Consider the following 15,163-nt stretch of genomic DNA (forward strand, 5'->3'; position numbering starts at 1 on the left):
CTTGCTAATTAACATAGAATATCAAGGTTTAAAACCTTGACAAGGCTAATACTAAAATAATGGCGTTAGCTTCTGTAAATTTTCCAGCGCCTGTTCTATTGTTTCATTCTTTTTTGCAAAGCAAAAGCGTATAACTCTTTCATCCGTGCCATCTTCGTAGAAAGCGGAGAACGGAATTGTAGCTACTTTATGTTCTTTGGTCAGCCATTGAGCAAACTCCAAATCTTCTAAATCTGAAAACTTTTTATAAGAAGCAGACAGGAAATAGGTAGCCTCAGGAATTAAAACATCAAATCCAATTTCTGACAAACCTTTTGCTAATAAATCTCTTTTCTCCTGGAAGAACCCTGACAATCCGGTATAACTATCCGGGTTTTGCAAAAGCTCTGCTATAGCATACTGAGCGGGCGTATTTACACTGAACACATTGTACTGATGCACTTTTTTCACCTCCTGCATAATAGATTCCGGAGCCAGCACATACCCCAGCTTCCAGCCTGTAATATGGTACAGCTTCCCAAAAGAAGCCACAATAATACTTCTGTCTTTCAATTGAGACTGACTGAGACTTAGGTGCTTTTTACCATCAAATACAATATTTTCATACACATCATCACTTAGAATAACAATATTGGTATTTTCTACTAGTTCAGTCAGCTGCTGAATATCATTTTCATCCAAAATATTTCCAGCCGGGTTATTCGGATTATTAATGATAATCATTTTTGTTTTAGCAGTTATCAGTTGCTTTACAACCGACCAGTCAATCTTATAATCGGGATAATGAAGCTTTACCGTCTTAGGAACTCCTCCAAAAAGTCTGATCACCGGACTGTAAGAATCATACGCCGGTTCAAAGACAATAACTTCATCTCCTGCATTCACCAATGCAGCAATAGAGCAGAAAAGAGCCTGTGTTGCTCCTGCTGTAACCATCACTTCAGATTCCGGACTATAATCTATACTATAACAATACTTTACTTTTTCAGAAATTGCATTACGTAGTGGCTCTACACCCATCATTGGAGCATATTGATTAAAACCTTTTACAGCATATTTACCAATATTCTCTAATAACTTTTCATCCGGATAAAAATCGGGAAATCCCTGTGAAAGATTTACAGCATTTTCTTGCTGAGCCAACATAGACATTCTTGTAAAAATAGTCGTTTGAACCTCAGGAAGTTTTGAGTTTAAAAGCAACGGCATTATATTTTTTTTGACAAACAAAAATACTTATAAAGCATCACTCTAAGGCATAAAAACTCACAAAAAATCACTATTTTTGTAGATATTACAATTTCAAGAATGTCTGAAAACACTACTGTTAACTATTCCGAAGATAATATACGATCCCTCGAGTGGCAGGAGCACGTAAGATTGCGTCCCGGCATGTACATCGGAAAATTGGGAGATGGTTCTTCCGCCGATGATGGTATCTATATTCTCTTAAAAGAAATCATCGATAACTCGATTGATGAATTTGCCATGAACTCTGGTAAAAGGATCGAAATAAAACTGGATGAAGGCAAGGCCATTATCCGGGATTATGGTCGTGGTATTCCTTTGGGTAAGGTTGTGGATGCGGTATCCAAAATGAATACCGGTGGTAAATACGATTCCAAAGCCTTCAAAAAATCTGTAGGTCTGAACGGAGTAGGTTCCAAGGCTGTAAATGCCCTTTCCAACTTTTTCAAAGTAAAATCAGTTCGTGAAGGAAGAGCCAAAGTAGCTGAATTCAGTCAGGGGGTTATTGTACAGGATTTTCCGGAGGCAGATACTACCGAAAGAAATGGTACCGAAATTACTTTTGTGCCAGATGATACAATCTTCACCAACTATCGCTTCAGAAAAGAGTACATCGAGAAGATGCTTAAAAATTACTCTTACCTGAATCCAGGGCTGAAAATTGTATTCAACGGACAGGTATTTGTTTCAGAGAACGGTCTTAAAGACCTCCTTCAGGATGAAATTGATGGTGAAATCCTTTACCCAATCATTCACCTGAAAGACAATGATATTGAAGTTGCTATTACGCACTCGGACAAATCTCAGTCCGAAACGTATTTTTCATTCGTTAACGGACAGAATACGACACAAGGGGGGACACACCTTAATGCTTTTCGTGAAGCATTTGTAAAAACTGTTCGAGAATTTTATAATAAAAGTTATGAAGCTGCCGATGTAAGAAAATCTATTATCGCTGCTATTTCCATAAAAGTAGAAGAACCTGTTTTCGAATCTCAGACCAAAACCAAACTGGGAAGTAATGAAATGGGGCCGGGGCAAGTTACTGTACGTACTTTCGTAAATGACTTCCTTAAAAACAAACTTGATAATTTCCTTCATAAAGAGCCAGAAACATCGGAAGCTTTATTAAAGAAAATTATCGTTTCCGAAAGAGAAAGAAAAGAGCTTTCCGGTATTCAGAAACTGGCTCGTGAGCGTGCAAAGAAAGTATCACTTCACAATAAAAAACTTAGAGACTGCCGCCAGCATTATAACGATCAGAAAGCCGACCGTAAATCGGAAACTATGATCTTTATTACCGAGGGAGATTCCGCATCAGGATCCATCACGAAAAGCCGCGATGTAGAAACACAGGCAGTATTCAGTTTGAAAGGTAAACCGTTAAACTGCTACGGGCTGACCAAGAAGGTAGTTTATGAAAATGAAGAATTCAACCTGCTTCAGGCAGCTCTTAATATTGAAGAGAGTTTGGAAGATCTTCGTTATAATCAGGTTATTATCGCCACCGATGCCGATGTCGATGGTATGCACATCCGATTACTAATGATTACTTTCTTCTTGCAATTCTTCCCGGATGTTATCAAGAACGGACATTTATATATCCTTCAGACGCCTTTGTTCAGGGTTAGAAATAAAAAAGAAACCCGTTACTGCTACAGCGAGGCTGAAAGAGTAAAGGCATTAAATGAGCTAGGGAAAAATCCTGAAATCACGCGATTCAAGGGACTTGGTGAAATTTCTCCGGATGAATTCAAACACTTTATCGGGAAGGATATTCGTCTTGAACCTGTTGTTATGGGTAAAGATACTACTATAGACCAACTACTGGAATTCTATATGGGCAAAAATACACCAGACAGACAAAACTTCATTCTGGAGAATCTTGTTGTAGAAGATACAGACATCGAGAAAAAAGAACTGAAAGAAGAGGTCGTAACAGAAACAGAAGGATAATCAAATACATCGACAAACTCAGTATGACAACGCTAAAACTTAGTTAATTAACATTATAGCATTAATCTCTGAATATGTCGAATTCTTATTCTTATAAATAATATACAGCGCTACCAATATAAATGGAAGAAAACAATTTAAACCACGCAGAAGAATCATTAAAGAAAGTTTCCGGACTTTACCAGGACTGGTTTCTGGATTATGCCTCTTATGTAATTCTTGACCGTGCAATTCCGTCCGTATATGATGGACTGAAACCCGTACAGCGAAGAATTATGCATTCTATGCGTGAGCTGGAAGACGGACGTTATAACAAAGTTGCCAATATCGTAGGTAACACGATGAAATATCACCCGCATGGTGATGCATCCATTACCGATGCAATGGTACAAATCGGCCAGAAAGAATTATTAATAGATACACAGGGAAACTGGGGAAATATATTCACGGGAGATAGTGCAGCTGCAGCCCGTTATATAGAAGCCAGACTAACTCCTTTTGCTCTGGAAGTAGTCTTCAATCCGAAAACTACCGAATGGTCTAAATCTTATGACGGAAGAAATAACGAACCTATTGATCTTCCTGTAAAGTTCCCTTTGCTTCTGGCACAGGGAGTAGAAGGGATTGGTGTAGGTCTTTCTACCAAAATCTTACCACACAACTTTAACGAACTAGTCAACGCATCTGTTGCTTACCTGAAAAAGAAACCTTTCCAGGTATTTCCTGACTTTCTTACAGAAGGTCTGCTGGATGTTTCTGAATACAATGACGGGCAGCGTGGTGGTAAGGTAAGGGCAAGAGCAAGAATTACCCAAAAAGATAAGCATACACTTATTGTAACAGAACTTCCATTTTCCAAAACAACTGGAGATCTTATTGATAGTATCATCAAGGCGAATGAGAAAGGGAAGATTAAAATCAAGAAAATTGAAGATAATACTTCGGATAAAGTAGAAATTTTAATTCACCTTCATCCGGATGTATCACCAGATAAAACAATTGATGCACTATATGCATTTACCGACTGTCAGGTAACTATTTCACCAAATGCCTGTGTTATTGTAGGGGATAAACCAATGTTCCTGAATGTTTCCGAAATTCTGAAAATGAATACGGATCATACTGTATCATTACTAAAACTGGAATTAGAAATCGAACTTGGGGAACTTGAAGAGAAATGGCATTTTGCATCTCTTGAAAAAATCTTTATAGAAAACGAAATCTATCAGGAGATTAAAAACAGAGCTTCCAAAGAGGAAGTCTATGGTGCAATTGATCTGGCTCTAAATCCATTTACCAAGCACCTGATGCGCGAAGTTACTGTTGAGGATATCATCAGACTAACAGAACTTCCTTTCATGAGGATCTCCCGTTATGATCAGGACAAAGCGCTTGAAAATATTGCAGCACTGGAAGGAAAAATAGAGCAGGTGAAACACCATCTGGCGAATCTTATTACCTATGCAATAGATTACTTCCTGAATATTCAGAAAAAATACGGAAAGAATAAAGAAAGAAGAACTGAGCTAAGAATTTTCGATACTATCGACGCAACTAAGGTGGCTGTAGCGAATGAGAAATTCTATGCTAATTTCGACGAAGGCTTTATTGGTACTTCACTGAAAAAAGATCAGTTCCTTTTTGAATGTTCGGATATCGACGACATTATTATCTTCCGTAAAGATGGTACCATGCTTGTAACCAAGGTTGAATCTAAAACCTTTGTTGGCAAAAACATACTGCACGTTGGCATCTGGAAGAAAAATGATAAACGTACAGTTTATAACATGATCTACCGCGAAGGTAAAGAAGGACCTTATTACATGAAGCGTTTCTTCGTTACCGGTGTTATCAGAAGCAACGAATACAACCTGGCATCGGATAAGAAAGGTTCGGAAGTACTTTATTTCTCTGCCAACGCCAATGGTGAAGCTGAAGTTGTAAACGTATTACTGAAGCCAAGTGCCCGTATCCGTAAAAACAAACTGGATATAGACTTCTCCGAACTGGCGATAAAGGGTAGAGACTCTAAAGGTAATCTGGTAACCAAATATCCGATTAAAAAGATTGAAATGAAGGAAGAAGGTGTTTCTACACTGGCTCCTCGTAAAATATGGTTTGATGAAGCTGTAAGAAGGCTGAATGCTGATGCAAGAGGTACTTTCCTTGGAACTTTCAAAGGTGAAGACAAAATCTTATTGGTTACACCGAAAGGAGAGGCCCGCCTTGTAAGCTTTGATCTTTCTAACCGTTTCGATGATGAATATATTATCCTTGAAAAATGGAAACCGGAACAGTCAATAGGCTGTATCTACTATGATGGTGAGAAAGAACGTTATTTTGTAAAGCGCTTCTTATTGGAAAGCACAAACAATCCACAGCTATTCTTCCCGTCGGAACACCCTAAATCTTTTGTAGAGTGGGTAAGTACCGGTAAAAATGCATCGGCTGAACTGATATTCAGTAAAGAAAAAGGAAAAGATAAAGATCCGGAAACAATACTGATAGATGAATTTATTACTGTAAAAGGTATTAAAGCATTAGGAAATCAGCTGTCAAAAGACAAAATACGAACCATTAACATTACTATTCCTGAACCTGAAGAGGAGGAAGTAATTGAAGAAATTCCGGATATCTCTGAGGATTTTGATGATGATGGTACAATAGGAAATCTGTTTGAGGAAGGAGACGATAACTAAAACAGTTCGACTTCACACAAAATAGTATAAAACAAACCTCATAGGCATAGAAACCTGTGAGGTTTAATATAAAATAGCCAGACAAATGGCTGGCATTAAACAAAACAAATAAAAGTTTCACACTCAATATGTTCTCCAAACAAGAAGCGGCACAACTGAAGACAGAATTTTGGACAGCTTTCGGGAAATCATTTCCCCGAAAGTGGCTTTTATATGATACAAAAATCAAAGATTTTTCTTTCAAATTTTACGCAGACAATAAGAAAGCAGAAGTTTCTTTAGATATAGAAATGAAAGACGAGCTTTTCAGAAATGCTTATTATGAGAAAATTGAATCTCTGGAAAATTTATTACGAGAAGATTATCTTCCGGATGCTATTATGGAGGAGCATTACTTTCTGGAAAGCGGAAAAGAAATAAGCCGTATTTGGGTACAGAAAGAAAATGTAAGTATCTTCAATAAAAATTCGTGGCAGGAAACTTTCGAATTTTTTGTAGAAAAAATGACTGCCTTCGAAAACTTTTATCAGGACTTTGAAGATTTTATAAAAGATGTCTGAAACTACCCAACATAGTTTTCTAAACAAAATTGTTGACAGCCTCCTTCAGAAGGACAAACCTCTCCATGCCTATACCTTTATACTTCCGGGTAAACGTCCGGCAGTCTTTATCAAAAAGATTCTGGCAGAGAAACAATACGAAGGAATTCTGCCGAAATTTCAGACTATTGACGAACTAATTACAGAAATATCCGGACTACAGCAGATCTCGGGTATTCCTTTATGGCTTTTCGCTTACAAAACCTATCGTAAAATTGATGCAAAAGAGGATATACAGTCCTTCCTGAAATGGTTCCCAACACTTTTAAAAGATTGGGATGATATGCTGAAATTTTCTAAAAGTGATACTCCGGTTCTGGAATTTATGCTTTCAGACGAACGTATTAAGAACTGGGGCGAATTGCTTGGTGAAGATAAGCCACACCGACGCAATCTGAACTTCTGGCAGAAAATGAACTCCTTTCTTCCGCTACTGAAAAAAGAATTGCTTCAGGAAAATCTGGCAACTCCCGGAATTATTCATGAAAAGGTAAAAGAAACTGTAAGCCACTTTGCTGAAACTACAAAACTACAGTTAGTATTCTGTGGTTTTAATGCTTTTACGCCTGTAGAAGAAAAACTGGTCAGAAATCTCCTGCAATGGGACAAGGCTTTATGCTTTTTCCAGGCGGACGAATATTATATCAAAGACAGACGCCAGGAAGCCGGAAAATTTCTGCGCGAACATCAGCATTGGAAAGAGTTTAATGAATACAGACCTTTCAGCTGGATAGAAAATCATTTTTCGGAAAATAAAAACATTCAGGTATTCGAAGTTTCCGGAAATATTGCGCAGACAAAACTTCTTCCGCATATTCTGGATGATCTTCGGAAACGAAACCCCGAACTAAGTAATACTGCAGTTGTTCTTCTGGACGAAAACCTGCTGCCACCAACACTGGAAAGTCTCCAGCATCTGGTAAAGAGTCTAAATATTACAATGGGATTCCCACTGAAGAATTTATCATTCAGCGTGGCTATGAAAAAGCTTTTTTATCTGCAAAAACAGTTGGATAAAAACAGCTCATCCTATTATTACGCAGATCTTGTTCCACTGTTAGAGGAATTACCATACAAGACAGAAGATGAACCTATTATTAAAGGTTTTCTGGAGCAGCTGGAAGAAAGGAACCTGGTTTATATTTCCAGAAAATTGTTTAATGAGCTTTTAGGCGGTATATCATATATTAATTTACTAACCAAACCAAATGATCCAAAAGTCTATCTGGATACACTTATCGACTTTTGCATCTCATGCAAGTTTGAAAAGATAAACGATATAGATTATGAAAATATATCGAGCTTTGAGAAGGCTTTTATAAGTCTTAAAAATCAGTTACAACAATATGACTTCCTTGTAGATATTATTACTCTGGAAGTACTGGTAAACCAACTCGTAAGTACCGAAACCATAGATTTTGAAGGGGAGCCTCTTTCGGGATTACAGCTTATGGGGCTTTTGGAAACCCGTTTGCTGAATTTTGAAAATGTCATTATGCTTTCTATAAACGAAGGTAAACTGCCATTAGGGAGAACCCAGAATACTTACCTGCCTTTCGATGTCCGTCGTAATTTCGGAATGAACACTTTTCTGGAAAACGATTCTATCTATGCATATCATTTTTACCGACTTATTCAGGAAGCTAAAAATGTATACATGCTCTTTAATGGACTTACAAGTGGGGTAAACATCGGTGAAAAAAGCCGTTTCATTACTCAGATCGAAATGGAAAGTCAGCACCAGATACAAAATTATGTTGTAGACAGCTCTTCCGAACCTGTGAATCAGGAACCGATACGCATAAAGAAAACGTCATTGGTACTAGAAAAACTAGAGCTTTGGAAACAGAAAGTTTCACCTTCCCACCTAAATGCTTACCTCTACAATCCATTAGATTTCTATCTGAATCAGATTCTGAACACAAGACTTCCGGATGAACTGGAAGAGGAGATCTCGGTTCGTAACTTTGGTAACCTTGTACACTATACATTGGATTATCTTTACCAAAGCTTACTGAACAGAAAGCTGACAGCTACAGATCTTAAACAGGCTCAGAATAAAGTGGAGGAGGCACTGGACTATATTATTATAGAAAAACTAAAACATTCCCCGGATTATTATAAACGCGGAATGAATTACATTCATAAATCGGTTGCTAAAAGAACACTTCAGAATATTATTCAGAAAGATCTGGATGATGTAGAGCAAGGAAACTCACTAGAAATTCTGGCTCTGGAGCATAATATCCATGCTGATTTTTATCTGGATGACCAGCAGCAGGATAAAATAAGCTTCAATGGTTTTGCCGACAGGATAGACCGTTTCAACGGAACACTTCGTATTATCGACTATAAAAGTGCCAAGGCGGGTGACCTTAATGTAAAGTCTAATCCTAAAAAGGATGAAGACACGCAGTTATTTGATAAAAAATATAAACAAGAAGTGCAGCTATCTATCTATGCACATTGTGCCTTGACTTCCGGAGCTTTTCCGGATCAGGAAGTACAATGTGGTATATGGAGCTTTGTGGCACCTGATGAGGGACCCAAAATGCTAAATATATCCGGAGACAGCTATATCAGTAAATCCGATCTTGAACTGCCAATGAAATCGGTAAAGTCTATTATACTGGATATTCTGAACCCGGAGAAGGACTTTGTTGAAGAGGACAGCACAGGCTGGGGCTAAACAATTTTTAAAAATATAGTAATAAAATGATACCAATTCACGATCTTATCTTTTTTATTATAGCAGCTTTTATCTTAGTGATCAGTCCGGGCCCTAATATGATTTATTTGATCTCAAGAACCATAACACAGGGAAGAAAAGCAGGTCTTACATCGCTTGCAGGTGTTGTTTGTGGATTCCTGTTTCATATCATAATGGTATCTTTTGGGCTGACAGCAGTACTGTTTGCTGTACCATATGCCTATGTTGTACTAAAGACTTTAGGAACAGTTTACCTTTTGTATTTAGCCTATCAGGCAATTAAACCAAACAGTAAAAATATCTTCGAAGTTGACCAGAACATTTCAATAGATCGTCCCGGGAAATTATTTACCGTAGGCTTTCTTACGAATGTCCTCAATCCTAAAGTAGCTGTTTTCTATCTGTCTTTCTTTCCACAGTTTATCAAACCTCAATATGGTTCCATCCTCACTCAGAGTCTGGAACTGGGAGTTATACAGGTATTTGTAAGCTTTAGTATCAACTTTATTATTGTATTAACTGCTGCACAAGCCGCACGTTTCTTTGCAAAGAACCCAACATGGATAAAAGCTCAGAAATGGTTTATGGCAAGTGTATTAGGTTTTCTTGCCATAAAAATGGCTCTTTCAAAAGCGAAATAGAAAATAAAATTACAGATAGGAAAGTAAACGAATAGCTCAAAATAATTTTATTTTTTTGAATCTGGTGTAACAATCTTCATAGATTGTTGTCTTATTAATAAAAACATCATTTGAATGAAAATAACTATATCTTCAATTGCGTTATTAATGGGATCATTAGTTATTGCTCAAGCTAAAAATGATACTATCAGAGAGAAAAAAAATCAAATAGAAGGTGTTACTCTTACAGCAAGAAAACCCACTGTAGAATCAAAAGTAGACAGAACTGTTTTTAATGTATCCAACAGCTCTATTCTGGCAGGAAATACCACTTGGGATGTTTTGAGAATGACCCCTTTGGTAAACATTGATAATAATGATGTTATAAAAGCAGAAGGAGAATCGGTAACGGTCTACATTAACGACAGAAAATCTGTATTTACAGGAAAAGAATTAAAAGAGTACCTGAAAACCATTCCTGCAGATAATCTTTTAAAAATTGAGATAATTACAAGCCCTTCATCCCGTTATGAAACAACCGGATCAGTTATCAATATCGTATTAAAGAAAAGAGATGATGAGGGAATTAAAGGAAGTGTAACCTTCAATAACAGGCAAAATTCCAAAAATTCACAGTATACCAATTTCAACCTCAATTATCATAAGAAAAATTTCACCCAGACCTTGATCGGAAGTTATGGTAATAATAATAACTTTCAGAAAAATACCAATGTCAATACTTTATATAAAGACAATGATGTTACCAATATTGTCAATGAAATTCTGAGCTCAAATAAAAGCCCTTCTATATCGTCCACTTCTGAATATGAGTTGAACGATAAAAACAGCATAGGCCTTATTCTGGAGTATTATCAAAGTAAAAATGTATCAACTTCTGATGCTGACTTTAATAGAACCCAAAACGGGGTTCCATTTGATACCTACCATCAGGATCAGGATGTAAACGGCCGTTACCTTACAGTAGGAGTCAATCTCTTTTATAAATATTATGATAAGAATAAAAATAAGATCTTGAATATCGATTTAGGATCTAATTACAATTCTCAGAAAAATCAGAATGAATTCTTAAAAAACTATAGTACTTCATCAGACATCAACCAACTTGGAATTAGTTCTCATGAACAAATGCGTAATTATTATATTAAGGTAGATTATACGCAACCTCTAGGAAAAAATGGGAGTATTGAGGTAGGTGGAAAAATGGATTTCAATAATAATGTCGTTCCTAACAATATTTACGGAAATAATATAGATAGGCTCCATACCAATGATATCTTTCATTATGAAGAAAATATCAATTCTCTATACATAAACTATAGTAAAACCTTCTTTAAAAAACTCGAAACAAGAATCGGGTTCCGTTATGAAAACATTGTTTATAAAATGAGGGAGGATGTTTCAGCTACTTCAAGAAAAGATTCTTATGCTACGTTGCTTCCTAATTTATTGCTTAAATATTCTTTCTCAGAAAACTATGATTTGAGCCTTACTTATAATCGTAATCTATGGCGTCCATGGTACACCGAATTCAATCCTTTCCTTGTTCCTACTAATGAAGGAACATTCTCCCGCGGAAATATGGATTTGGAACCGAACCCGAGTCACAGGCTTTATATGAAGTTCGGATTTAAGAAAAAATATTTCCTGTCAGCAAGGTATATGTATACTGACCGGGATTACTGGACTACTTTTATAGAAGAAAATGGTAAAATCATTACTCTTCCTGCCAATCTGAATGGAAAAGTGAAAAAATATTATCTTTTTGCAAATACCAATCAGACTTTTTTGAAGAATAAGCTGAATATCAATATAGGAGCAGGGTGGTATTATATTGATAATCATGATTTCAATGAGAGAAATAATCTCAGAAGTAAAAATTATATCAGTTATATAGGAGCTTCAGCCAATATCTCCTATACTAATATTTTTAACAAAAACATTAACCTGAGTGCATGGGTGGAACTCTCTAACCCCAATAATGGAAACTCTCTGACCAATAAAACAAATATCTTCCATAATATCTCTGCTACCAAAATATTCCCAAAAACACAGATGGAGGTAAGTTTGCAATTGATGAATATCTTCAACAGACCAGTTTTCGATAATACCACCTATAGCCAGGATGGTACCTTCAGATCTGTTATGAGGTCAGATTGGTATGGATTTTCACTTTCATTCGTAAAACGTTTTGGAAATAGTAAAGTAAAAGGAAATACGAAAACAGATGTAGAAAAAAACAGCGGCGGCCAAAAGTAAGTTTCAGCATAAATTTCATTATGGCACTAAGTTTTTCTATAAAATCCAACATAAATAAAAACCATGGTAAGATATCTTACCATGGTTTTTTAACTTTTATTTGATCCTTATTACTCCATAAAATCCCCTGATACATAATACCAGCGGTCATGCATCTTCTGAAAGTAGGAAAACTCATGATGAATTTGTTCCTGACCTTCTGAATTGATGAAATAAGCTTTGAACTCGACATGATTTAATGCCGGGGTTCTTACAATTTCCAGCTTTATCCATTGGTTCATTTCGCCCCATTCCTGCATATCAGCTTTGTCATGGAATTTACGCTTTCCGGGATGAGTGGTTTCCATCAGATATTCTCCGTTGGGAATAGCATATGCCGAATATCGGGAACGCATAAGCGCTTCAGCAGTAGGTGCATGTTTTTCATTTCTGTGAAAAGGTGCACAACATTCTTCATAGATTTTTCCCGAACAGCAAGGACAATTCATTTTACTTATTTTTTGCAAAGATAAGAGAATTCATGTGGAATTGGCTCCGACATTATCTGTTCTTTGTCTATAGCTGGCTATTAGTTAAAATATATACTAGTTATTTCCGCCCGCTCTGTTTTGTTCTTCAAATTTAACTTGCTTGGTGGCGCCTTTTACATTATTATTCCCGAATTTATAAGTTACGGAAAGGTTCACATTCCGTGTAATGCCTTTGTAATAATACTCTGAGTTGAAATCCTGATAGTATTCAGTACCTTTTGAGCGATTGGTATTGAAAACATCATTCACCGTTAAATTAAATAGTAAATTCTTTTCCAGAAAACTGGCTTTTAATCCTGTATATGCAGAAAAGTTTCCGTTGAAATAGGTATTACCACTACGCTCCGGGATATTACTCCACAAGCCTAATACAAACGTGAGGCTTTTATCCTTTTTCAGAAAGAAATTATTATCCAGATTAAAATTGGCTCCGTAACCCGACATTCCGGAAATTACCTGTGGTATGTATGATTTTGATTTGGCATAATATCCGTTTACGAAAATATTAGATTCCAGCCATTTCAGCTTATTATAATTGTAACTGATATTAATTCCCGCACTATTCTGATTATAAAAATTAAGTGTTGTACTATACTTTAATCCGTCTTCTATCATCTGAACTCTATCCCAGTTGGCTTTGGTATAATTGTAATAAGCTGTTATATTCAGGTTGTTTTTCAATACATAACCAAACTCTAAATTATCCGTAAACGTTGGCTGCAGATAAGGATTTCCCGTGCTGTATTCAAAATCCGAAGTATAGTATTTAAACGGGTTCAGGTTTCCAAAGTAAGGACGGCTGATTCTCCGGGAGTAATTCACAGAAAATGAATGATTATCATTGGGCTTATAGCTTATATAAGCTGTAGGGAAGAATTTTCCATATTTATTGGTGGATGTGAGATTTTCGTTTGGTGAATAACCTTTCAGGTGGGTATATTCATAACGCAATCCTGCTTTAGCATCCCATTTATCATTGATTTTAAAGCTCGTTGAAATATAAGCGGCATAATTCTCCTCATTATAAAAGAAATTATTACTTCTTTTTGTATTGAAAACATTCTGACCATTCAGAATATCATAAAAATTAAATTCTGAATCATTTTTAATCTTTGTAAACTTAATTCCGGATTCTGTTTTTATTTTGGAAAAGTTCTTCTCCAAATCTGCCTGACCCGAATAGATTTTATATTGACTGACAGGATTAACGAAAGTGGAAGTTTTTGTATTGGTTATCGTATTATAATAGTTATTCGCATTGGAATTATTAATCATCATATTGGCCGAGATACTCAGCTTACTACCCAATGAATCCAGTTTCAAGTCGTAGAAAGCAGTGGCATTGTGCACATTCCTGTTATTTCTGTTGTTTGAATCTGATGCAAATGACCGATCACCTTTTTCATCTCTTATGCTGGTAGCGTTCTGAGCCTGTTCCAATGGATTGCTAAATGAATAGTTATAACTAACACCTATCAGATTTTTATCATTTATCTTGTATTCTGTTTTTACATTACCGCTTTTATAACGATAATTAGAAGAGGTTTTCTCATCAGTATTCCAGTAGTTATTATTTCCATTACCTGAATTATAGGTATAAGCTTTTCCCTGCCAGTAATTATCACCAGTAGACAGATTCGTAGATACTGAAAGTTTCTTCCCCTGGTAATTGAAACTTAAACCACTTCTGCTGGAAACGGTTGGCCTGCCGAAATAATAATTTCCGGAAGATTGTAAGGACGCATTCCAACCCAGATTGGTATTTTTCTTCAGGATAATATTGATCAGTCCACTTTTACCTTCCGCCTCATAGCGGGCCGGTGGAGTAGTGATTACTTCAATTCTAGCAATATCATCTGATCTTAGGGTCTTTAGATAATTGATCAATTCCTGACCGGAAAGATTAAGTAATTTATCATTTACCATTACAGCAACATTACTTTTACCTGCAATTGATATTGCTTCATCTGTGGTACGTACCATTGGTGTTTTGGCTAGCGCTTCTACTAAATCTAATCCTTGTGACGCCACCGAATTCTCAACATTAAAAACCAGACGGTCTACTTTTCTTTCAATTAGCTTTTTCTTTCCTGTTACTGTAACACCTTCAACTTTGGTCTCTGTAGTCTTGGGTAACGGAATCAGAAAATTCCTGTTTATATTACCTTCTATTGCTATATTTTCAGATAATAGCTTCTCACCATCTCTGAAGATTTCAATCTGGTAAGTTCCGTTTTCTTTCAGTTTTATATTAAAGATTCCTTCAGCATCACTGATACCGGATATTTTTTCTGTTCCTTTAGATAATATAATTTCAGAATCCGGAATTTGTTTTTTGTTTTCATAACTCAGCTTTCCCTGTATGCTTTGTGCAAACGAAAAAACTGAAGTTACTAATCCTATCAAAATATAATTTTTTCTCATAATTTTCACTTTTAATCATAACACAACAGAAGGCAAAGTTCTGTTACATCAAGCATATAACTTTTTGTATATCAGCTATATAACCGAAATAATACCAATT

The 15,163-nt window shown here is 36.2% G+C and carries 9 protein-coding genes; 6 read left to right on the top strand and 3 right to left on the bottom strand.

Annotation, left to right across the window (positions count from 1 at the left end; all coding sequences use genetic code 11):
• Positions 1-51: 51 nt before the first annotated feature.
• Positions 52-1,209, bottom strand: coding sequence for a methionine aminotransferase (locus ATE49_RS10200; protein WP_065082090.1), 1,158 nt, complete (start codon positions 1,207-1,209; stop codon positions 52-54).
• Positions 1,210-1,308: 99 nt separating this feature from the next.
• On the opposite strand from ATE49_RS10200, the gene ATE49_RS10205 reads away from it, so the two are divergent.
• The 6 genes from ATE49_RS10205 to ATE49_RS10230 all read left to right on the top strand — a co-directional run bounded on the left by ATE49_RS10205 (position 1,309) and on the right by ATE49_RS10230 (position 12,109).
• On the top strand, positions 1,309-3,204 hold the full coding sequence (locus ATE49_RS10205) for a DNA topoisomerase IV subunit B (protein WP_034867100.1): 1,896 nt from the start codon (positions 1,309-1,311) through the stop codon (positions 3,202-3,204).
• 122 nt (positions 3,205-3,326) lie between these two features.
• Positions 3,327-5,903, top strand: coding sequence for a DNA gyrase/topoisomerase IV subunit A (locus ATE49_RS10210; protein ID WP_045179363.1), 2,577 nt, complete (start codon positions 3,327-3,329; stop codon positions 5,901-5,903).
• Positions 5,904-6,031: 128 nt separating this feature from the next.
• Entirely contained in the window at positions 6,032-6,463 is a 432-nt protein-coding gene (locus tag ATE49_RS10215) for a DUF4268 domain-containing protein (protein ID WP_009088440.1), read from the top strand.
• Positions 6,456-9,191, top strand: coding sequence for a PD-(D/E)XK nuclease family protein (locus ATE49_RS10220; protein ID WP_065082091.1), 2,736 nt, complete (start codon positions 6,456-6,458; stop codon positions 9,189-9,191). Before ATE49_RS10215 ends, ATE49_RS10220 begins: the two co-directional genes overlap by 8 nt.
• 26 nt (positions 9,192-9,217) lie before the next feature.
• On the top strand, positions 9,218-9,853 hold the full coding sequence (locus tag ATE49_RS10225) for a LysE family translocator (protein ID WP_065082092.1): 636 nt from the start codon (positions 9,218-9,220) through the stop codon (positions 9,851-9,853).
• A 114-nt stretch (positions 9,854-9,967) separates the two neighbouring features.
• Positions 9,968-12,109: an outer membrane beta-barrel family protein gene (locus ATE49_RS10230; RefSeq protein WP_065082093.1), complete on the top strand. Its 2,142-nt coding sequence runs from the start codon at positions 9,968-9,970 to the stop codon at positions 12,107-12,109.
• 110 nt (positions 12,110-12,219) lie between these two features.
• On the opposite strand, the gene ATE49_RS10235 is transcribed toward ATE49_RS10230, so the two are convergent.
• Positions 12,220-12,597 (bottom strand): YchJ family protein, encoded by a 378-nt coding sequence (locus tag ATE49_RS10235; protein ID WP_065082094.1) that lies wholly within the window; start codon positions 12,595-12,597, stop codon positions 12,220-12,222.
• Between the two features lie 96 nt (positions 12,598-12,693).
• Positions 12,694-15,063, bottom strand: coding sequence for an outer membrane beta-barrel family protein (locus ATE49_RS10240; protein WP_065082095.1), 2,370 nt, complete (start codon positions 15,061-15,063; stop codon positions 12,694-12,696).
• Between the last annotated feature and the right edge of the window lie 100 nt (positions 15,064-15,163).

It is taken from the genome of Elizabethkingia miricola, from assembly GCF_001675285.1.
Lineage (GTDB): Bacteria > Bacteroidota > Bacteroidia > Flavobacteriales > Weeksellaceae > Elizabethkingia > Elizabethkingia miricola.

Bases quoted from the DNA above. Each gene is read 5' to 3' on its own strand.
- ATE49_RS10200 (WP_065082090.1), bottom strand. From the start codon at position 1,209: ATGCCGTTGCTTTTAAACTCAAAACTTCCTGAGGTTCAAACGACTATT.
- ATE49_RS10205 (WP_034867100.1), top strand. From the start codon at position 1,309: ATGTCTGAAAACACTACTGTTAACTATTCCGAAGATAATATACGATCC.
- ATE49_RS10210 (WP_045179363.1), top strand. From the start codon at position 3,327: ATGGAAGAAAACAATTTAAACCACGCAGAAGAATCATTAAAGAAAGTT.
- ATE49_RS10215 (WP_009088440.1), top strand. From the start codon at position 6,032: ATGTTCTCCAAACAAGAAGCGGCACAACTGAAGACAGAATTTTGGACA.
- ATE49_RS10220 (WP_065082091.1), top strand. From the start codon at position 6,456: ATGTCTGAAACTACCCAACATAGTTTTCTAAACAAAATTGTTGACAGC.
- ATE49_RS10225 (WP_065082092.1), top strand. From the start codon at position 9,218: ATGATACCAATTCACGATCTTATCTTTTTTATTATAGCAGCTTTTATC.
- ATE49_RS10230 (WP_065082093.1), top strand. From the start codon at position 9,968: ATGAAAATAACTATATCTTCAATTGCGTTATTAATGGGATCATTAGTT.
- ATE49_RS10235 (WP_065082094.1), bottom strand. From the start codon at position 12,597: ATGAATTGTCCTTGCTGTTCGGGAAAAATCTATGAAGAATGTTGTGCA.
- ATE49_RS10240 (WP_065082095.1), bottom strand. From the start codon at position 15,063: ATGAGAAAAAATTATATTTTGATAGGATTAGTAACTTCAGTTTTTTCG.